This window comes from Ectothiorhodospiraceae bacterium BW-2 (assembly GCA_008375315.1).
Lineage (GTDB): Bacteria > Pseudomonadota > Gammaproteobacteria > Thiohalomonadales > Thiohalomonadaceae > BW-2.
Genome location: CP032507.1, coordinates 3,072,577 through 3,093,481, shown reverse-complemented (window position 1 = coordinate 3,093,481; position 20,905 = coordinate 3,072,577). Strand labels below are relative to the sequence as shown.

The following is a 20,905-nucleotide window of genomic DNA, read 5'->3' as shown; positions in this document are numbered from 1 at the left end:
GCTACAAGGATTTCGATTATGGCAGCTAGATGGGTGGCTGCCAAGCCGAGATCGCCCCTTCTCACGCTACAATTAGGAAGTATCACTTTGATTGAAGAGTTTCCCCGCATTAGACGACTCCCCCCTTATGTATTTAATATCGTTAATGAACTTAAGGCCAAGGCGCGAGCGGCGGGAGAGGACATTATCGATTTCGGCATGGGTAATCCAGATCAACCCACACCAACGCACATTGTCGATAAGCTGTGTGAGGCGGCGCAGCGCAATGATACCCACCGCTACTCGCTCTCTCGCGGCATTCCGCGCCTGCGTAAGGCGATCAGTCACTGGTACAAGCGCAAGTTTGATGTCGATATCGATCCTGAAACCGAGGCGATTGTCACTATCGGCTCTAAAGAGGGGCTGGCCCATCTGGCGTTAGCTACCGTCGGGCCGGGAGATGCGGTACTGGTACCTAACCCCGCCTACCCTATCCACCCCTACGGGTTTGTGATTGCCGGTGCCGATATTCGCCATGTACCGCTCACTCCTGAGGTCGATTTTTTTGCCGAGCTGGAGAAGGCGATTAAAGACTCGTGGCCGAAACCGAAGATGCTGGTGCTCAACTTTCCCGGCAATCCGACAGCGGCAGTGGCTGAGTTGGCTTTTTTTGAGAAGGTGGTCGCTATCGCTCGCGAACACCAGATTTGGATTGTGCAGGATATCGCCTACGCTGAGATCACCTTCGATGGCTACCAGTGTCCGTCAATTATGCAGGTTGAAGGGGCGAAAGAGGTGGCGGTGGAGTTCTACTCCCTCTCCAAAACCTATAATATGCCCGGTTGGCGGGTTGGATTTATGGTCGGCAATCCGATGTTGGTCAGTGCGTTGCAACGGATGAAGTCGTATCTCGATTACGGGATGTTTACCCCGATTCAGGTGGCGGCGATTACGGCGCTTGATGGCGATCAATCGTGTGTCGCTGAAATTCGCCTTATGTACCAAAAGCGGCGCGATGTGTTGTGCGATGGCCTGAACAGCATCGGCTGGCAGGTGGAGAAGCCAAAGGCGACTATGTTTGTCTGGGCGGCCATTCCTGCCCCCTACCGCGAACTCGGTTCACTGGAGTTTGCCAAAAAACTGCTGCAGGAGGCGAAAGTTGCCGTCTCACCAGGCATCGGTTTTGGTGACTACGGCGATAGCCATGTCCGCTTTAGTCTGATTGAGAATGAGCACCGTACCCGTCAGGCGATTCGGGGCATTCGAGATATGTTTAAACGCGATGCTTTTTTTTAGTGGGCAGTGGCTAGTCGCTGTTAGTTGTATTTTTTAGGTGATGTTAGAGATTTGGAGAGAAGATTTTGAGTAGCGTAAAGCTGGGCATATTAGGATTGGGAACTGTGGGAGGAGGGACGGTCAATGTCCTAACCCGTAATCAGGTGGAGATCAACCGTCGCGTAGGGCATAGAGTCGAAATGACTATCGCCTCGGCACGAGATATTCACAAACCGCGTATCTGCAAAACTGAGGGCATCACACTAACTAGCGATCCGTTTGAGGTGGTCAACCACCCTGAGGTCAATATAGTCGTAGAGCTCATTGGCGGAGATACTCTCGCCCGAGAGCTAGTGATGCGAGCGATTAGCAATAGAAAGCATGTCGTAACCGCCAATAAAGCGTTAATCGCCAAACACGGGAATGAGATTTTTGCCGAAGCGCAGAAAAATGGGGTGATTGTCGCCTATGAGGCCGCTGTCGCCGGCGGTATCCCGATTATCAAAGCGATTCGCGAAGGGCTCGCGGCTAACCAGATCGCTTGGCTAGCGGGCATTATTAATGGTACCGGTAACTTTATTTTGACCGAAATGCGTAACGCCGGTCGTGACTTTAACGATGTACTGGCCGAGGCGCAGCGACTCGGTTACGCCGAAACCGATCCCACTTTTGATATTGAGGGGATCGATGCGGCCCATAAATTGACCATTCTCGCCTCAGTCGCCTTTGGCATTACGCTACAGTTTGATAAAGCCTATACCGAAGGCATTAGCCACATTACTCGCGAAGATGTGCAGTATGCCGAAGAGCTCGGCTACCGCATTAAACATCTAGGAATCACCCGTCGCACGCCGGCTGGATTCGAGTTGCGCGTCCACCCAACCCTCATCCCCGAACGGCGGCTACTGGCCAATGTTGATGGCGTTATGAACGCAGTACTGGTGTATGGTGATGCGGTCGGGCCGACCCTCTATTATGGTGCTGGAGCCGGTGCCGAAGCCACCGCCTCAGCCGTGGTGGCCGATATTATTGATGTCGCGCGTGATCTACAAGATGAGTCGGGCGGCAGCCGTGTACCGGCGCTGGCGTTTCAGCCCGCTGCCCTCGACACCACGCCAGTTATCAGTATGGAAGAGGTCGAAACTAGCTACTATCTACGGATGATGGTGCAAGATCACCACGGTGTGTTAGCCGAAATCACCCGCATCTTAGCCGATAACGGCATCTCGATTGAGGCGATGATTCAAAAAGCGGCTTGGCACGGCGAGAGCACCCTACCGCTGATTATGCTGACCCACAAAGTCAAAGAGCGGCAGATGAATCAAGCGCTCTACGCCATTGAGGCTCTACCTAGTGTGACCGGCAGGGCGGTACGCATTCGGATGGAGAGCCTAAAGTAGGCCAGCCACACCGACCCAACCCACCGCAAAACTATCGCCAACAGATAAGGAGAGCGCTATGTCTTTTCGCCCCCGCTACACCGGATTAATTGATCGCTACCGTGACCGTCTGCCGGTGCATGATGATACCCGCATTATCTCACTCGGTGAGGGCAATACCCCCCTCATTCGCCTGCATAATATTCCAGCCCACCTCGGCAAAGATATCGACATCTATATTAAATATGAGGGGCTCAACCCTACCGGCTCATTTAAAGATCGCGGCATGACCATGGCGGTCACCAAGGCGGTTGAAGAGGGCTCGCAAGCGATTATCTGCGCCTCAACCGGTAATACCTCTGCCGCAGCGGCCGCCTATGCCTCTCGTGCCGGCATTACCGCCTTTGTGCTCATCCCCGAAGGTAAGATTGCGATGGGTAAACTAGCTCAAGCGATGATGCACGGCTCGGTGGTAATTCAAATCGAGGGGAATTTTGATGACGGTATGCGGCTAGTGAAAGAGGTCGCCGACCACTCACCTGTCACCATCGTTAACTCGATTAACCCCTTTCGACTACAGGGGCAGAAGACCGCAGCGTTTGAGATTGTCGAAGAGTTAGGTACCGCCCCCGATTACCACTGCATTCCGGTGGGCAATGCCGGTAATATCTCCGCCCACTGGATGGGCTATACCGAGTATCGTGACCACGGGATTGTCAACTCAGTCCCTATCATGGTCGGCTATCAGGCTAGCGGTTCCGCCCCTTTTCTACGAGGGGAGATGGTCGATAATCCTGAAACGGTTGCCACCGCCATTCGCATTGGCCACCCACAGAGCTGGGAGAAGGCGTGGAGGGTACAGCAGGAGTCAAAGGGGTGGTTCGATGAGTGTAGCGATGAGCAGATTTTAGCGGCTCAAAAACTCTTAGCCGACAAGGAGGGTATCTTCTGTGAACCGGCCTCCGCGACCTCACTCGCCGGCGCGATGGCCGATATTCAGCAGGGGAAGATTGCACAGGGGAGTAAAATTGTCTGCACCCTAACTGGCCACGGTCTAAAAGATCCCGATATCGCCATTAAGCAGAGCGGTTCGAAGATGATCACCGTCGCCGCTGAGCTCGATGCCGTCAAACGGGCGATACTAGATAACCTGTAACCGAATCGAATCGAACCAAGATAATCGCTGTGGATAGTGATGACAGAGAGCTCATTGCCAACCAGAAGTATCTGGTGATCGATGACTTTGATCAATTTCGCCAATATCTGCGCCAACTGCTGCGCTCCATTGGCGCTAACGATATCGATATCGCTCACGATGGGAAACAGGCGCTAGAGCAGCTCACCCACCGCCACTACGATGTCGTCTATTGTGACTACAACTTAGGTAGCGGCAAAGATGGTCAGCAGCTATTAGAGGAGGTCCGGAGCAAAAACCTTATCTCTGAACTAACGCTTTTTATTATGGTCACGGTCGAAAATGCGATGGATATGGTCATGGGGGCGGTTGAGTTTCGTCCCGATGACTATCTGGCTAAACCATTCAATAAACAGCTACTGCGCAAGCGACTACTACGCCAACTGCAACGCATAGAGAAGCTCCGCCCCCTCTATGAGCTGCAACAGCAAGGAGAGTTAGAGCAGGCAATCACCCTATCGAAGCAGCTAGAACGGCAACTCCCTCACTACCAGACTCTACTCCAGCGCTACCAGACCGAGATGTTAATGAAGCTCGACCGAGTCGCCGAAGCGATTAGCATCTACCAGCAGCTAATCAATCAGCGCCCTCTGCCGTGGGCGATGCTAGGTAAGGCCGAGGCCCACCTATTACAAGGGGAGCTCCAGCTAGCCGAAGAGCTACTGCAACGGCTACTGCATCAAAATCCGAGCATGGTGGCCGCTTACGATCTACTAGCTCAAATTCGCTGGCGCCAAAATCGAATAGGTGAGGCTGAGGGGGTGTTACAGGAGGCGACCAGCCTCTCGCCCAAAAATGTCTCGCGTCAAGAACGACTCGCCCGTGCGGCACTCCATAATGGCCACCTCGATGTCGCTCTCTCCGCCGCCAGAGCGGTGATTAACTATGCCACCCACTCCATCCACCACCATGTTAGCCACTACGCTCGCCTCGCCACCGTTCAGACCCGCATGGGGGATATGCTCGGCGCTAGAGAGACGATGAGCCAAGCGCGAAAGGAGTTTCGTGAGGAGGATAATCTCTACCTAAAACTGGTTAAAGCGACTCAAAAACAGAGTGAAAAGCGTCATGAGGAGGCTATCGAGCTACTACAGCAGCTAGAGCAGGAGGTGAAGGGGCGCAGCGGCTTAGATGCTGAGTTTATGCTCTATCTAGCCGATACTGAATTGGCGCTAGAACGCCACACCGAGGGGATTCGAATTTTAGAGCAGATTGCTGAAAATCACCACGATGATGAGGCGGTACTCGAAGAGGTGAAAGCGCTGTTTGTTAAGTACAATATGCGCGAAGAGGGGCAGCGACTGGTCGAACGGATCCGACAGCGGATTATCGAGCTCAATAACCATGGGGTAGCGATGGCTCGCAAGGGGAATATGAGTGGAGCCCTACTCCATTTTAGGGGAGCTTTAGAGAAGATGCCCGATAATATCACGATTAATATCAATACCCTCCAAGTGGTGTTTCATGCTGAAGATAAGCTCCAGCGCCAACCCCAAAATATCGAACTAGTGCGTCGCTGCCTACAAACTTTACAACAACGGGCTCCCCAACACCCGAAACTACCGATGTTACAGTCGCAACTAAAACGCATACTAAAAAAGGTACTCCCCTCATGAAACGGCAAAATGATGTCTTTCCGGCCATTTTGGCCTCAAGCGTCCATGATATGAAAAACTCTCTCGGTATGGTGCTCTCCTCCATTGATACCCTTGTCGAACGGCGCACCCCCGATGGCTGCTACCCCATCACCGAGCGCGAAATAGCGACCCTGCGCTATGAGGCCGCTCGGGTCAATGACAACCTCATGCAGCTACTCTCACTCTATCGGATTGAGAATGGCCACTACCGTCCCGTGATTAACGAAATCTATGTCGCCGACTTTCTCGACGAGTGTCTTGCCGAGAACGACACGATCATTCGTAGCTATAATATTAGCGCCCGTCTCGACTGCGATGAGGAGCTGAACTGGTATTTCGATCCGATGCTAATCAGTGGGGTCATTAACAATGTCTTTACCAACGCCTTACGCTACACCCGCACTCAAGTCGTACTCAGTGCAGCAATGGAGGGGGAGAGACTACGGCTACGAATCGAAGATGATGGTAACGGTTTCCCTCCAGCGATGCTGGCGATTAACGACTCCCAAGGACAGACCGCCATCGACTTCTACAGCGGCAACACTGGCCTCGGTCTCTACTTCAGTTCGATTGTGGCCGAACTACACCGCAACGGCAGTCGCGTAGGGGAGATTCGCCTCAGCAACGGCGGTCCTCTCGGTGGGGGCTGTTTCGATATTCTACTCCCCTAACTGACTCTCAAAAGGAAGTGATATGACTATCAAGACCCGCTTTGCCCCTAGCCCTACCGGCTACCTCCATGTCGGCGGTGCTAGAACCGCCCTCTTCTCTTGGCTCCACGCCCGTCAACATGGTGGATCGTTTGTGCTACGCATTGAAGATACCGATCTGGAGCGCTCAACCCCCGAATCGGTGCGGGCGATTCTCGACGGCATGGCCTGGCTCGGACTCCACTCAGATGCCCCCCCCGTCTATCAAACCGATCGCTTTGAGCGCTATCACGCCATTATCGATCAGCTACTCGATAGCGATCAGGCCTACCGCTGCCACTGTAGTCGCGAACGGCTAGAGCAGCTACGGGAGCAGCAGCTAGCCGCCAAACAGAAGCCGCGCTACGATGGCCACTGCCGCCACCGAGCTATCTCTGCTACTGAGCCCCATGTGGTACGGTTCGCTAACCCCCAGCACGGCACAGTGGTGGTCAACGATAGGGTGCGGGGGCGAGTGGTTTTTAATAATAGCGAGCTTGACGATCTGATCATTCGCCGCAGCGATGGCTCCCCCACCTACAACCTCAGTGTCGTGGTCGATGATCACGATATGGGGATTACCGATGTCATTCGCGGTGATGATCACCTCAATAACACCCCCCGACAGATGAATATGGCAGCGGCTCTAGGCTGGGAGAACCCCACCTATGCTCACCTGCCGATGATCTTAGGCGATGATGGAGCCAGACTCTCCAAGCGCCACGGTGCCGTTAGTGTGATGCAGTACGCCGCTGAGGGCTACCTCCCCGAAGCACTACTGAACTACCTAGTTCGCCTCGGCTGGTCACATGGCGATCAAGAGCTATTCTCATTAGAGGAGATGATCGCCCTTTTTGATATTAACCAAGTCAACAAATCGGCCTCCAGTTTTAATAGCGACAAGCTACGCCATATCAACCAACAGAAGCTACGCCAAGCCGATCTCTCCCGCCTAGCCGAGTTGAGCCAACCCTTTTGGCAGCCACTACAGATCACCCCCCCGCTAGATGAGAAACTGCACCACATTCTAGCCATTCAGCGAGAACGGGCACAGACCCTACCTGAACTTGTCGCTATGTCGGCCTTTTTCTATCGTGATGAACCGGAGTACACACTAGCCGCAGCCCAAAAGAGCCTAAAAGCGGCTGCCGTTGAGCCTCTCACCGCCGTTAAAGAGGCGCTATCGCAGCTGACCGAGTGGCAGCAAGAATCGATCCACGCTGCCATTAGCGCCACCGTCACCGCACTGGGTGTCGGGTTTGGTAAAGTGGCAATGCCACTTAGAATGGCCGTGACCGCCGGTCAACCCTCCCCCGATCTCGATCTCACCCTACGGCTAGTCGGCAAAGAGGCGACGCTTAGGCGGATTGAACGGGCGCTGGCCTACATAGAGCGCTAGCATTGATAGTGTAGCGCCGGAGCCGGTAATCCGTTCTGCTCTTCCACCTACAACAGCGAAAAACTGCGCAACACCCCTTGCAGTTTCGGATCACTCTGCGCTAGCTCTTTCAGCGCACCTACTAAACGAGCCATCTTTGAACCCTGTTGATGCTGTATCTCAAAATCTTGCTGCAACTCCAACTCTATTCGGTCTAACCGCTGCTCTAATGGCCTAAGCGCCGTTTTGCGATCCCACACAATAAAACCAATCAATCCAAAGATACCTGCAATCATCACTAGCATGAGGTTCCATATCTTATCTAACTGGCCATCCATTTGGTCAAAGCGCTGATTCACCGCATCAAAACGGGCGTTGGTCTGCTTCTCCATCGCATCAAAACGCTCTGCTGTCTGTTTCTCTAACGAATCAATGCGCTGATTCACCGCATCAAAACGGGCGTTGGTCTGCTTCTCCATCGCGTCAAAACGCTCTGCTGTCTGCTTCTCCATCGCATCAAAACGCTCTGCTGTCTGCTTCTCCATCGCGTCAAAACGCTCTGCTGTCTGCTTCTCCATCGCATCAAAACGCTGATTCACCGCATCAAAACGCTGATTCACTGCATCAAAACGCTGATTTACCGCATCAAAACGCTGATTCACCGCATCAATACGCTGATGAACCACCGCAATATCGCTCTTTAAATCGCCTAACGATTCGATAATCTCTCGATCCGTTAACCTCGCTGCCACCTCAACCGCGCTGACGCTCTGCATTCCACCCAATAATAACGCTATAACTATCGGTTTCATCTCATCTCCAGACTAATTAAAATCTCCCGTGCTAGGGCAATCATATAACCCACAGCAATATCGGCCACCTTGCTATTAAAACCTCCTAAAGCCTGTTAAAACAGGTATTGTCCCATCTGCCAACGGTCAGTGATCACATGGTTAGTTTCTCCTTAGGTCTTGTTCGCTGTAACGGACATTTAAGAGACTGTTAATTGCTCTTGAAGGGGCTTAAAAACTATTCGATATTCTGAATCTGCTCCCTTACCTGCTCAATAATCACCTTTAGCTCCACTGAAGCCTGAGTCGTTTGTAGATCGGCCGATTTAGAGCCGATGGTATTCGCCTCTCGGTTTAACTCCTGTAACAGAAAGTCGAGCCGTCGCCCCACTGGCTGGTTGCGCACTAGAATTGAGTGCAGTTCGGTTAGATGCGATTTTAGCCGCTGTAGCTCCTCATCGATATCGAGCCGCTGCATGACTAGCGCCATCTCCTGCTCTAGCCTCCCCTCATCGGGCTGCTGGCTTACTAGCTCCTGTAGCCGCTGCTTTAGCCGTTGCCGAGCTAGCTGTACCACTTCAGGTAGGCGCTGCTCTAGCTGCTCCACCACTGTGGCCATCTCGTCACAGCGGCACAAAATGACCTGCTGTAGTCGCTCCCCTTCTGCCTCTCTGGTGGTGATGAACTCTTGCAGCGCCTGCTGCAGTAACCGAAATAGCTGCTGCTCTAACGCCTCTTTATCGAGTCTGCCGCCCTGCAATACGCCAGGCCACTGAAGTAGCTCTAGTGACGAAATTGGTGCCGGATTGTAGATCAATTTATCAATTTGATGGCTTAATCGAGCCAACTCTGCGGCGAGAGCTTCGTCAATCGCGAGCTGTTGAGTGGTGGTAGGGGGCTGATATTTCAAAAATAGATCAATTTTCCCCCGCCCGAGCTGCTGCTGTAACTGCTGGCGCAATGGCGGTTCTAACTGGCGCAACTCCTCTGGTAGGCGTAAATTTAACTCCAAAAATCGGTGGTTAACTCCCCTCAGCTCTAGGGTTAGCTCACCTAACTCCCCTCGATAGTCGCTGCGGGCGAAGGCGGTCATGCTGCGTATCACTCTACTCTCTCCTCACTGTATGTACCCGATCTTATCGGGACAGATTTTATTGCCTCAGACGCTGCCAGTCGGTCTATAATAGCGACCTAGGGCGGCTAAAGGGGGGATATGCCCCTGCTGCCTACCTTAAATTAGAGACCAAACGCCAAGAGGTTACACGCCTAGGATGAATCTGAACTGACGCCATGTCAAATGATCGCTCATACGCTCTGCCAGCGGGCCATCGTCTGGACCAATATACCATCTTGCACACTATCGGCGGGGGCGGGTTTAGTTTCGTCTATCTTGCCCGAGACGAGCTAGCCGATAACGAGGTTGTCATTAAAGAGTTTATGCCCCACTCGCTAGCTAGGCGCAACGAAGATGGCTCGATTGTGGTGCTCGATGACGCCCTCTACGACGCCTTTACCCACGGACGACGACTCTTTTTTCAGGAGGCTAACTTCCTTGCTAGCCTAAAGCACGCCAATATCGTCAATGTAGTCAACTTCTTTCGTGCCGGCGGCACCGTCTATATGGTGATGGATTATGAGAAGGGGGTTTCGTTGCAGGAGTACATTAACCGCCATAAAGGGGGCTTGAGCGAGCAGTTCATTCGAACGGTATTTTTACCGCTGCTCGATGGCCTTAACTTAATCCACTCGAAGGGGCTACTCCATCTCGATATTAAACCGGGCAATATCTACCTGCGAGCGGGAGGCACGCCGATTCTGCTCGATTTTGGTGCGGTCCATGAGATGAAACAGACCCGCCAATATCAGCCAGGTCAGGTGATCACGCCTGGCTTCTCGTCGTATGAGCAGTCGATTCGTGGCGGCTATGTTGGCCCTTGGAGCGACATCTACTCCATTGGCGCGACGATGCGGGCCTGTCTCACCGGCGATGCTCCGCCTAATGCCGCCGATAGACGAATGGAGGATAAAATGAAGCCGGTCGCTAAGGCGTTTCGCCGCCGCTATACCCAAGGGTTGCTACAGGCGATCGACTGGGCGTTGGAGATCGATCCAACCTTACGGCCTCAGAGCGTTGCCCAACTTTTGGATGCCATTCATCGCGATCTCCCCGAACCTGAGCCGGAGACGCTGATGGAGAAGATTAACGACTACTTTTGGCGCAAATAGATAGATCGAAAGAGAAGTTATGGAGTACCGTTTTAGCGAATTGAATCGACTCGGCAATCGCACCCAAAACCAAGATAGCTCGCTGGTGGTGCGCAATCAGCATGGCCTGCTGCTGGTCGTTTCAGATGGGATGGGGGGGCGTCCCCACGGCAAAGAGGCGGCGAAACTGATCGTGCAGAAAGCAGAGACGGCCTACCGCCATACCCGAGGCGAAGTGCGCAGTCCGGCAGCCTTTTTTGAGACGGTACTCCGCGCCGCCCACCAAGCGATTATTACCCTATACGAAAAGCATAAAATGGCCCATATTCCCGGCGCAACGGCGGTGATGGCGCTGATTGAGCGCAATCGGGTCTGGTGGGCTCATGTCGGTGACAGCCGCTTCTATCTGGTGCGACAGGGTAAGATTTTGCACCAAACTCAAGATCACTCCTATATCGAATATCTCTACCGTCAAGGTAAACTGAACCGAGAGCAGCTAAAGGATCACCCCCAACGCAACGCCCTAACCCGCTGCATCGGCTGTACCCTCTCCCCCTCTGACATTGAGATAGGGTGCGGCGAGAGGCTGCAGTCGGGTGATCGGTTACTACTCTGCACCGATGGCCTGTGGAACAGTTTAACACCTCCTAAATTGATTCAGTTACTACAGCGACACCCCATTACTGCCGCTAGCGAAGCGCTTGCCGAAGAAGCAGAGCGGGCAAGCTACCCCAATACCGATAATATTACTTTGATATCACTTGAATTTATTCGCCACAGTCAGACACATACCGCGCCGCGCTCCGCCACCCAACCCTCCCCGATGAGAGAGCCTTCCCCCTCCCCTTCTGCCGATCAGAGCCTGCAGCACGCCATAAATCATATTCAACAGGTTTTAGAAGAGTATGGAGATCAGTTAGACTACCCCCCCGATAAATCTTAAATGGAGAGTTGAAGCTTAGATGACAGCCACTATTCGTCCAGACGGCCGAGCCAATGATGAACTTCGTTCGGTAAACTTTACCCGCCACTTTACCAAACATGCCGAGGGGTCGGTACTGGTCGAATTTGGTGAGACTCAGGTGATCTGCACCGCCACCATTGAGGATCGAGTCCCCCACTTTCTACGCGGTAAAAATCAGGGCTGGTTAACCGCCGAATATGGGATGCTACCGCGGGCCACCGGCCAGCGCGGACGACGCGAGAGCGCCAATAATAGCAGTGGCAGAACGCTAGAGATTCAGCGACTCATCGGTCGTTCACTGCGTTCGGTACTCGACCTACAGGCACTAGGGGAGCGTACCATTACCCTCGATTGTGATGTCATTCAGGCCGATGGCGGTACTCGCACCGCCGCGATTACCGGCAGCTATGTGGCGCTCGCTGATGCCATTACGGTATTAGAAAAGCGTTATCGCCTCAAGCGATCGCCATTATTTGGGCAGCTCGCCTCGGTATCTGTCGGCATCTATCGGGGGGAGGCGGTTCTCGATCTCGACTACCGCGAAGATGCGGCCGCCGAGACCGACATGAATGTAGTCATGAATAGTGGTGGCGCATTTATAGAGATACAGGGTACGGCTGAAGGGCACGCCTTTCACCGTCATGAACTTAACCGCCTACTCGATTTAGCAGAGGGTGGCATACAACAGCTACTACAGCAGCAGCAGCAGGTTCTGGAGGAGGATTAACGATGGCTAACATTGTACTTGCTAGCGGTAACCGTGGCAAAGTGCGTGAATTTAACCAACTATTACAGCCACGGGGATATCAAGTTATTCCCCAAACTGATCTAGGGGTTAGCGAAGCGCTAGAGAGCGGTCTTAGCTTTGTCGAAAACGCCATTATTAAGGCGCGAAACGCCTCGGCACAGACCGGAGAGGCGGCGCTAGCTGACGATTCGGGCCTTGAGGTCGATTTTTTAGGTAACTCGCCCGGCATCTACTCGGCCCGTTACGCCGGAGAGGGGGCGAGTGATAGCGATAATGTCGCTAAACTGCTGCGAGAGCTAGAGGGGGTGATCGATCTGAGTGAACGAAGTGCCCGCTTTCAGTGTGTATTGGTCTTTTTAAAACACGAACACGACCCGACCCCGATTATCTGTCAAGAGAGCTGGGAGGGGAGCATTACTCTACAACCACAGGGGGAGAACGGCTTTGGTTACGATCCGATCTTTTGGGTCGAGCAGTATCAGTGTACTGCCGCCGAACTCTCGCCGGAGCAGAAGAATCGACTCAGCCATCGTGGCAGAGCGATGCAGCAGCTACTGCAAAAATTGCCCCTAGCTGAGGCCTAAATTAACCACAGAGACTATCTACAGTTAATGGAGTAAGATGATGTCCGACAACTATAAAGAGCAGTTTATTCGCTTTGCGTTCGAGAACTGCGTACTCAGATTTGGTGAATTTTCCCTCAAATCGGGTCGCATAAGCCCCTACTTTTTGAATACCGGGCTATTGAATAGCGGCCACCAACTCAATCGCCTAGGGCAGTTCTATGCGGCGGCTATCGAAGCGGCCGATTTAAAGCCGACTACGCTGTTCGGGCCTGCCTACAAAGGCATTCCGCTCGCCACCGCCACCGCCATTGCACTAGATACCCACTATCAGCGCTCTGTTCAGACCTGTTTTAATCGCAAAGAGGCTAAGGATCACGGCGAAGGGGGCTCGCTAGTCGGCGCACAGCTACAAGGAGAGGTGACCATTATCGATGATGTCATGACTGCCGGTACCGCGATTAGGGAGTCGATAGAGATTATTCGCCACGCAGGTGCAATACCGAAGAGTATCATCATTGCCTTCGATAGGCAGGAGCGAGGTCAAGGGGAGCTCTCTGCCATACAGGAGGTAGAGCAGCAGTTCGGAGTGCAGGTAGTTAGCATCGCTACTCTGTCTGATCTGCTGAGCTTTTTAGAGCACAGCCCCGATATAGCTGAGTACCGACCGATGGTCGAGGCCTATCGCGAGCGATATGGCATCTGAGATAAATAAACCCGCCCCCAAAGGACTAGCTCGTCTGCAAGATGCCGCCCGCTACTCTTGGGCCGGATTTCGGGCGGCAGTGCGTCATGAGGAGTCATTTCGGCTGGAGCTAATGGCCGGTGCACTACTCTTCCCTGCCGCGTTCTGGATCACAGAGAGCGCCCTAGAGCGAATAGCGCTGCTGCTGCCATTACTACTGGTGCTAATAACGGAGCTATTAAATTCAGCCCTAGAGACAGTGGTGGATAGGATCAGTACCGAACACCACCCCCTGTCAGGTCGAGCGAAGGATATTGGCTCTGCCGCCTGCTTTTTAGCCCAGATGAGTGTTATCCTTGTCTGGTCACTTCTACTACTAGATAAATTTTAATTTTAATTTTAATTTTAAAAGGAGCTCCCCCTATGCCAGCACTCATTTGCGGTTCAGTCGCCTACGACACCATCATGGTGTTTGAGGATCAGTTCAAAAACCACATCTTGTCAGAGAGTGTGCATATACTGAATGTCTCATTTCTGGTACCTAAACTGCGGCGTGAAAACGGCGGTTGTGCCGGCAATATCGGCTATAACCTAAAACTGCTGGGCGAAGAGCCCTATATCATGGCCACTGTCGGTGTCGATTTTATCTCTTACGCTGAACACCTGAAGCGGTGCGGTATCGATCAGCGCTATATTCGTGAACTACCGACCGCCTATACCGCCCAAGCGTTCATTACCACCGATATCGATGATAACCAGATTACCGCCTTCCACCCCGGGGCGATGAGTTTCTCCCACTACAATCGAATTAGTGATGCCTCAGATAGCGCCATTACCCTCGGTATCGTCTCGCCTGATGGCCGCGAGGGGATGCTCGAACATGCTCAGCAGTTTAACGAGGCAGAGATCCCCTTTATCTTCGATCCCGGTCAAGGGATGCCGATGTTCGATGGCAAAGAGCTAAACCATTTTATCGATCAGGCCGAGTGGATTGCCCTCAATGACTACGAGTCGCAGCTACTGCAACAGAAGTGTGGCGACTCACTAGCCGATATTGCCGCTCGGGTCACGACGCTGGTGGTGACTAAGGGGGCAGAAGGCGCTGAGATCTACCACAATGGCGACTCTCTCCTCATTCCCGCCGCGCTGACCAATGAGATTAACGATCCAACCGGCTGTGGCGACGCCTATCGTGCCGGCCTCCTCTACGGTATCGATCACCGTCTTGACTGGCAACAGATAGGAGAGCTAGCGGCAGTGATGGGGGCTTTGAAGGTAGAGCACCACGGCACCCAAAACCACACCCCTTCGCTAGACGATATTCGCCAGCGCTGCCAAGAGAGCTTTGGAGAGTCGATTATATAACCCCCACCCCACCCCACCATAGTAGCTATCGATGATCACCTTTGACCGCCACTTTTTTCGTCAATTCACTCCGCTTAATCAGCTCTCTGAGAGCAACTTGCAAGATTTGATCAGCAAAATTCACATCGAGCAGGCAGCAAAAGATACCCCACTGTTCAAACGGGGCGATAACGATCAACGCAGTATCTATATCCATCGCGGTACCGTACTGCTGTTAAAAGCCAATGGTGGCAAAGATCGCTTAGTCGGCGGCACTCCCGCCTCACGCCTGCCGCTCGATCCTCACACCCCGCGCACCTGTACTGCGATTACTGAAGAGGAGGTGAGCTATTTTGTGGTCGATAATGGCTATCTTGATCTACTCCTTAGCTGGGAGCAGAGCGGCGAGAGCTACAATGTCGCCGACATTGAGGCCGAAGAGGAGGGCGACTGGATGGGAAATCTGTTACAGTCACAGCTATTTCAGCGCATTCCGCCTAGTAATATCCAGCTAGTCTTGACCCGCATGGAGCCGGTCAATTTCGACGCCGGCGAGGTGATTATCCACCAAGGGGATGAGAGCGACTACTACTACTATATCAAAGCGGGTAGCTGTCTGGTCACCCACCAAGCCAAAAGTGGCAAGGTGATTAAACTGGCAGAGCTGAAGGCAGGACAGGGCTTTGGCGAGGAGGCGATGATCTCCAATAACCCCCGTAATGCCACCGTCACCATGCAGCAGAGCGGGAGCTGTATGCGCTTGGCCAAAGCTGACTTTGAGGAGCTATTAAAGACTCCAACCCTAAGCGCCATCACCTTTGCCGAAGCTCGACAGCGACTGGCTGAGGGGGGGGGACAGCTGATTGATGTCCGCACTGAGAGCGAGTTTAGCCGCTTTAATCTTAAAGGGAGTCTCAACATTCCCATCTATCTGCTGCGCATACGGGCAAGGGAGCTCGACTCGGAACAGACGATCATTACCCTCTGCGACAATGGTAAACGCAGCGCATCGGCCGCCTTTTTGCTCAATGAGCGCGGTTTTCATGCTAGCTATATCGACGGGGGGTTAATCGGCATTAAGCAGCAGCTACAGCAGCAGCAGGGAAAATAGCGCCACTGTTCACAGAGCCCACTCCCCCTTAAAATTGCATTTTAGCTTGCCATATCGCCCTAATGGGGTTAGTTTTAACCTCTCTGTCATGTCACAGAACCATCGGTAACGACTCGGTGACAAATGTCAGCAGCAGGTCACGGTAGCGTTACCCCCATTTAAGTTGAGGAGTTTTAATGTGAAGAGAACCATGATTGCCACTGCCATAGCGGCACTAACTACTTTTGCGTCAACCACTTATGCCGGCACGCTGGAAGATGTCCAGAAAAAGGGCTACCTCTCCTGTGGTGTTAGCACAGGGCTAGCTGGATTTTCTCAAAAAGATGAGAAGGGGGGCTGGAGCGGACTTGATGTCGATGTCTGTCGTAGTGTCGCCGCTGCGGTACTAGGTGATGCCGATAAGGTACAATATAAGCCACTCACCGCCAAAGAGCGCTTTACTGCGCTACAGTCGGGGGAGATCGATCTGCTCTCGCGCAATACCACTTGGACTCATACCCGTGATACCTCACTCGGACTTAACTTCGCCGGCACTATCTACTATGACGGCACCGGGTTTATGGTCCAAAAGAGCCTAGGGGTTAAGAGCGCCACTGAGCTCGATGGCGCGGCGGCCTGTATTCAGGCCGGTACCTCAACTGAGTTAGCGATTGCCGACTATTTTCGCGAAAACAGCATGAAGTACACCGTGGTCACCTTCGATACCTCCGATCAGACCCGCAGCGGTTTTGAGTCGGGACGGTGCGACTTTCTGGTCTCCGATCAGTCCCAACTCTATGCGCTGCGTATCGGTCTAAAAAATCCTGCCGAGGCGATCGTACTGCCCGAGGTGATCTCTAAAGAGCCATTAGGTCCAGTCGTGCGTCAGGGGGATGATGCTTGGTTTAATATCGTCAAGTGGAGTGTTAACGCCATGATTGAGGGCGAGTATCAGGGGGTCACCTCCAAAAATGCAGCTGCACTGCGCAACAACGGTAAACCCGGCCAGAAGCGTCTGCTCGGTAGCGAGGGCGATTTAGGTAGTAAATTGGGGCTAAAAGAGGATTGGGCTTACAACATTATTACCCAAGTCGGTAACTACGCCGAGTCGTTTGATCGCAATGTCGGTGCTAGCTCACCGCTAAAAATCTCTCGTGGTCTAAACGCGCAGTGGAATCAAGGCGGTATCCTCTACTCGCCTGCAATGCGTTAATCTAACCCTGTCGCGCTCCGCTCCCGTCGCGGAGCGCGACTGCAAGTGGAGTCTCTGCCTATGGCTGAATCTATGCAACCTAGTCGCTCTCGGGGTATCGCCAGTTACCTCAATAACCCGCAGGTGAGAGCGATTTTCTATCAGGTGCTGTTAGTCTCTGCGCTCGGTTACCTCTTTTACACCATCATCTCTAACGCCTTGACCAATATGGAGGCGCGGGGGATTCAGAGCGGTTTCGACTTTTTGTGGGGAACCGCCGGCTTCGATATCTTAATGTCGCTCATCCCCTACGATGCGACAGATACCTACGGTAAAACCTTTATCGTTGGACTACTAAATACGCTACTAGTCTCGATTATCAGCATCTTATTGGCCACGCTGGTCGGCTTCATTATGGGAATAGCCCACTTCTCACCCAATTGGCTCATTCGCAAACTAGCGCTGGTCTATATCGAAATTTTTCGTAATATTCCGTTGCTACTACAGATCTTCTTTTGGTACTTTGCGGTACTGACCACCCTCCCCGGCCCACGCCAGAGTCTGGCACTCGGTGAGGCGATATTTCTCAATGTCAGAGGGCTCTACCTACCCGAACTGGTTCCCGAGGCGGGGGCGGGGCTGGTCTATGGTGCGCTACTTAGCGCCATTATCGCGATAGTTGTGCTGCGCCGATGGGCCAAACAGCGGCAGGAGAGGACAGGGGAGCAGTTCCCGCTACTTTGGAGTTCGCTCGGGCTCCTACTCGGATTACCACTGTTAGCGCTGTTAATTAGCGGCCTACCGTTTCACTGGTCCTATCCTGAACTGCGCGGATTTAATTTTCAGGGGGGGATTACCCTAATCCCCGAATTAATGGCATTAACGCTTGCCCTAACGATGTACACCGGTGCCTTTATCGCCGAAGCGGTACGAGCTGGCATTCAGTCGGTTCCTCACGGTCAGACTGAGGCGGCCCGTAGTGTCGGTATGAAGGAGCGGCAGATTATGCATCTCATTATCGTACCGCAGGCGATGCGGGTGATTATGCCGGTGCTCAATAGTGAGTATCAGAGCTTAGTCAAAAACTCGACCCTAGCTACCGCTATTGGCTACCCTGATCTCTTTACAGTCTTTGTCGGCACTACGCTCAATCAGACTGGACAGGCGATTGAGATCGTCTCGATGACGATGGCGGTCTATTTTGTCTTTAATATGCTTATCTCATTGATTATGAACCTGTTTAATCGACAGGTTGCCATTGTGACTAAATAACTAGGGGAGAAACTTCGATGCAAACCTTTACCCCCTCCCCCGCCCAGCCCGCCCCCCTCACCAGTGTGGGGCCGCTGGCTTGGATGCGCCATAACCTCTTCTCGTCATGGCTCAATACCCTAACCACGCTGCTAATTGGGGCTATTTTAATTAAAATCGTGCCGAGCATGGTCGATTGGCTCTTTCTCTCCGCTAACTGGCAGGGGGAGAGTCAAGCCGCCTGTACCGATGAGGGGGCCTGTTGGGTCTTTGTCAGGGCATGGTCGCAGCAGTTCTTTTATGGCAGCTACCCCGACAGTGAGCTGTGGCGAATAGATCTGTCGCTACTGCTGCTGTTTGGCACCGTCATTCTCGCCTACAAGGTCAATAAGGGGCTGCGGGAGAGGCTCTTTATTCCACTGTTTCTGCTGCTACCCTTTCTCTCAATTGCGATTCTTGATGGTAGCTACCTAGGGCTAGAGCCGGTCTCAACCGACTATTGGGGCGGTTTTTCACTCAATATTCTGTTAGCCCATCTTTCGTCAAATCCGACCAAAATCCCCAAAATATATCGGGAACCCGATATGCGATTTTAATTAAATCAATTACTTGAGTTTTGAAAATAAATCGTAGTGCCATAATGTGACGGATAGGCTTGCAATCCCCCATTTTGCAGCTACACTGTCAGTATGTATATTCGTCGCACTACGATTAAAAGCCACGGCTCCGGTGAGCCCTACTTCACCTATCGACTGGTGGAATCCACCCGTGTGGCCGGCAAGGTCAAGCAACAGACCCTGCTCAATTTGGGTCGCCACTTTAGTGTAGAGTCGGCGCAATGGCCGCTTCTGACCGCCCGCATTGAGCAACTGTTGAACGCACAGGGCGATTTTCTCACCCTGGCACTGCCAACCGCCCTGGAGCAGACCGCCCAGCAGTTGAGCAACAAACTACAGCAAACCGGTTACGGCGAACCGTTACCGCCGCACACCTGGCAATCGGTCGATATGGACTCTCTGGAGCTAAGCCGGCCTCGTCAGGTTGGCATTGAACAGTTGGCTCTGCATGCGCTGCAACAGCTGAAACTGATTGATAAACTGCAAGAGCTTGGCTTTAACCGTCATGAACTGGCCGCAGCCATTGGCAATATCGTTGGGCGCATGGCTTCTCCTGCCAGCGAGTGGGCCACCTATCACTGGCTCCAGCAGCAGAGTGGACTGGGCGAGCTCATCGGTTATGACTTTGACGCCATGGGGCATGATCGCCTCTATCAAGCCAGCGACCTGCTCTGGAAACACAAAGCGGCACTGGAGGCCCATCTCTGGCAGCGGGAGCAGACGCTTTTCGATCTGAAGGAGACTATCGCCCTCTATGACTTGACCAATACCTTCTTTGAAGGAGCGCCCGACTCCGAACTGGCACAGCGTGGGCGCTCCAAGGAGCGGCGCAGTGACTGCCCGCTCGTTACCCTCGGTCTGGTACTCGATAGCAGTGGCTTTCCGCGCTGTTCACGCCACTTTGCCGGTAATGTCAGCGAACCCTCCACCCTGGAGGGTCTGCTCACTGAGCTGGAAGCCTCGCCACACAGTACTGTTATTATGGATGCCGGCATTGCCAGTGAGAAGAATCTACAGTGGCTGAAAGGTGCCGGTTACCACTATATTGTCGTGAGCCGTCAACCCCATCGAGAGTTTGATGAGACCCAGGCCACGCTGATCAAAGAGAGCCCCGGCAATTGCGTACGCGCGCAGCGGGTTGAGGATGGCGAGCGGGGGGAAGTCAAACTCTACTGCCACTCCGAAGCGCGAGAACTGAAAGAGCAGGCGATTCTGGATAGCATTGCGCAACGCTTTGAAGCGGGGTTAACCGCCCTTAATGAGGGACTATCTAAACCCCGTTGCACCAAAAGCAGCGAGAAAATCCATGAGCGGATTGGTCGGCTCAAACAGAAGTATTCCCGTGCAGCCGCCCGCTATACCATTAGCGTCAGCGAACAAGAGGGCAAAGCCACGGCCATCACCTGGTCTCTCAACGATGCCGCCGACTCAGCGGCCAGCCATCCCGGCGTCTACTGTCTGCGCACCGATTTACTCGATTGGGATGCTGCCAAGCTGTGGCAGACCTATATCCTGCTCACCGACCTCGAAGCGGTCTTTCGCAGCCTGAAAAGCGAACTGGGGATGCGCCCCGTCTATCACCATACAGCCGATCGCCTCGAGGGCCACCTCTTCATCACCCTGCTCGGTTACCATCTCGTGCATACGCTGCGACATCAACTCAAAGCACACGACATTCATGCGAGCTGGACATCCCTGCGACAGCTGTTTGCCAATCGTCAGCGGGTGAGTGTCACCGTCAAGCGTGAAGATAATCGCACCATTCATCTGCGCAAAACCACCCGCATCGAACCCCATCAACGTCCAGTTCTGGATGCGCTGGGACTCGACTATTCGGTCCATCCGACAAAGATGACGCTGATCTAAATTCGGCTCAGTCAACACGCGTTCTGCATTCTGCATCGTGAAAAATCATAGATGTAG

General features: G+C 53.2%; 20 protein-coding genes. 18 read left to right on the top strand and 2 right to left on the bottom strand.

The features are described 5' to 3' along the window. Positions 1-87: 87 nt before the first annotated feature. From D5085_14695 to D5085_14670, 6 genes are all read left to right on the top strand, one after another. Positions 88-1,275 (top strand): alanine transaminase, encoded by a 1,188-nt coding sequence (locus D5085_14695; GenBank protein ID QEP45179.1) that lies wholly within the window; start codon positions 88-90, stop codon positions 1,273-1,275. 65 nt (positions 1,276-1,340) lie between these two features. After that, positions 1,341-2,654: a homoserine dehydrogenase gene (locus tag D5085_14690; GenBank protein ID QEP44260.1), complete on the top strand. Its 1,314-nt coding sequence runs from the start codon at positions 1,341-1,343 to the stop codon at positions 2,652-2,654. Between the two features lie 58 nt (positions 2,655-2,712). Then, positions 2,713-3,789 carry a threonine synthase gene (locus D5085_14685; protein QEP44259.1) on the top strand — a complete coding sequence of 359 codons (1,077 nt, stop codon included), beginning with the start codon at positions 2,713-2,715 and terminating at the stop codon, positions 3,787-3,789. A gap of 29 nt (positions 3,790-3,818) precedes the next feature. Further along, entirely contained in the window at positions 3,819-5,444 is a 1,626-nt protein-coding gene (locus D5085_14680; protein QEP44258.1) for a response regulator, read from the top strand. Further along, positions 5,441-6,136 (top strand): sensor histidine kinase, encoded by a 696-nt coding sequence (locus D5085_14675; GenBank protein QEP44257.1) that lies wholly within the window; start codon positions 5,441-5,443, stop codon positions 6,134-6,136. Before D5085_14680 ends, D5085_14675 begins: the two co-directional genes overlap by 4 nt. Before the next feature lie 22 nt (positions 6,137-6,158). Continuing rightward, on the top strand, positions 6,159-7,553 hold the full coding sequence (locus D5085_14670; GenBank protein ID QEP44256.1) for a glutamate--tRNA ligase: 1,395 nt from the start codon (positions 6,159-6,161) through the stop codon (positions 7,551-7,553). Between the two features lie 47 nt (positions 7,554-7,600). On the opposite strand, the gene D5085_14665 is transcribed toward D5085_14670, so the two are convergent. Together D5085_14665 and D5085_14660 are read right to left on the bottom strand one after the other, a co-directional pair. Next, positions 7,601-8,344: a hypothetical protein gene (locus D5085_14665; GenBank protein QEP44255.1), complete on the bottom strand. Its 744-nt coding sequence runs from the start codon at positions 8,342-8,344 to the stop codon at positions 7,601-7,603. Positions 8,345-8,561: 217 nt separating this feature from the next. Further along, positions 8,562-9,428, bottom strand: coding sequence for a YicC family protein (locus tag D5085_14660; GenBank protein ID QEP44254.1), 867 nt, complete (start codon positions 9,426-9,428; stop codon positions 8,562-8,564). 185 nt (positions 9,429-9,613) lie between these two features. Between D5085_14660 and D5085_14655 the strand changes: the two genes are divergently transcribed. The 12 genes from D5085_14655 to D5085_14600 all read left to right on the top strand — a co-directional run bounded on the left by D5085_14655 (position 9,614) and on the right by D5085_14600 (position 20,848). Further along, the gene (locus D5085_14655; GenBank protein ID QEP44253.1) at positions 9,614-10,549 is read left to right on the top strand and encodes a serine/threonine protein kinase; all 936 of its coding nucleotides are present in this window, start codon (positions 9,614-9,616) and stop codon (positions 10,547-10,549) included. 19 nt (positions 10,550-10,568) lie between these two features. Further along, positions 10,569-11,471: a serine/threonine-protein phosphatase gene (locus D5085_14650; GenBank protein ID QEP44252.1), complete on the top strand. Its 903-nt coding sequence runs from the start codon at positions 10,569-10,571 to the stop codon at positions 11,469-11,471. 31 nt (positions 11,472-11,502) lie between these two features. Beyond that, complete coding sequence (locus tag D5085_14645) at positions 11,503-12,219, top strand: ribonuclease PH (protein ID QEP45178.1); 717 nt, start codon at positions 11,503-11,505, stop codon at positions 12,217-12,219. Between the two features lie 2 nt (positions 12,220-12,221). After that, the gene (rdgB, locus tag D5085_14640; protein ID QEP44251.1) at positions 12,222-12,824 is read left to right on the top strand and encodes an RdgB/HAM1 family non-canonical purine NTP pyrophosphatase; all 603 of its coding nucleotides are present in this window, start codon (positions 12,222-12,224) and stop codon (positions 12,822-12,824) included. Between the two features lie 40 nt (positions 12,825-12,864). Next, positions 12,865-13,509, top strand: coding sequence for an orotate phosphoribosyltransferase (locus D5085_14635; GenBank protein QEP44250.1), 645 nt, complete (start codon positions 12,865-12,867; stop codon positions 13,507-13,509). Next, positions 13,499-13,879: a diacylglycerol kinase gene (locus D5085_14630; GenBank protein ID QEP44249.1), complete on the top strand. Its 381-nt coding sequence runs from the start codon at positions 13,499-13,501 to the stop codon at positions 13,877-13,879. Before D5085_14635 ends, D5085_14630 begins: the two co-directional genes overlap by 11 nt. Before the next feature lie 32 nt (positions 13,880-13,911). After that, on the top strand, positions 13,912-14,853 hold the full coding sequence (locus tag D5085_14625; protein QEP44248.1) for a carbohydrate kinase family protein: 942 nt from the start codon (positions 13,912-13,914) through the stop codon (positions 14,851-14,853). A 31-nt stretch (positions 14,854-14,884) separates the two neighbouring features. After that, the gene (locus tag D5085_14620) at positions 14,885-15,943 is read left to right on the top strand and encodes a hypothetical protein (GenBank protein ID QEP44247.1); all 1,059 of its coding nucleotides are present in this window, start codon (positions 14,885-14,887) and stop codon (positions 15,941-15,943) included. 190 nt (positions 15,944-16,133) lie between these two features. Next, positions 16,134-17,135, top strand: a complete 1,002-nt coding sequence (locus D5085_14615) for an amino acid ABC transporter substrate-binding protein (protein QEP44246.1) — start codon at positions 16,134-16,136, stop codon at positions 17,133-17,135. Between the two features lie 72 nt (positions 17,136-17,207). After that, positions 17,208-18,386 carry an amino acid ABC transporter permease gene (locus D5085_14610; GenBank protein ID QEP45177.1) on the top strand — a complete coding sequence of 393 codons (1,179 nt, stop codon included), beginning with the start codon at positions 17,208-17,210 and terminating at the stop codon, positions 18,384-18,386. A 17-nt stretch (positions 18,387-18,403) separates the two neighbouring features. After that, complete coding sequence (locus tag D5085_14605) at positions 18,404-18,961, top strand: hypothetical protein (GenBank protein ID QEP44245.1); 558 nt, start codon at positions 18,404-18,406, stop codon at positions 18,959-18,961. Positions 18,962-19,054: 93 nt separating this feature from the next. After that, positions 19,055-20,848 (top strand): IS1634 family transposase, encoded by a 1,794-nt coding sequence (locus D5085_14600; protein QEP44244.1) that lies wholly within the window; start codon positions 19,055-19,057, stop codon positions 20,846-20,848. Positions 20,849-20,905 lie beyond the last annotated feature (57 nt).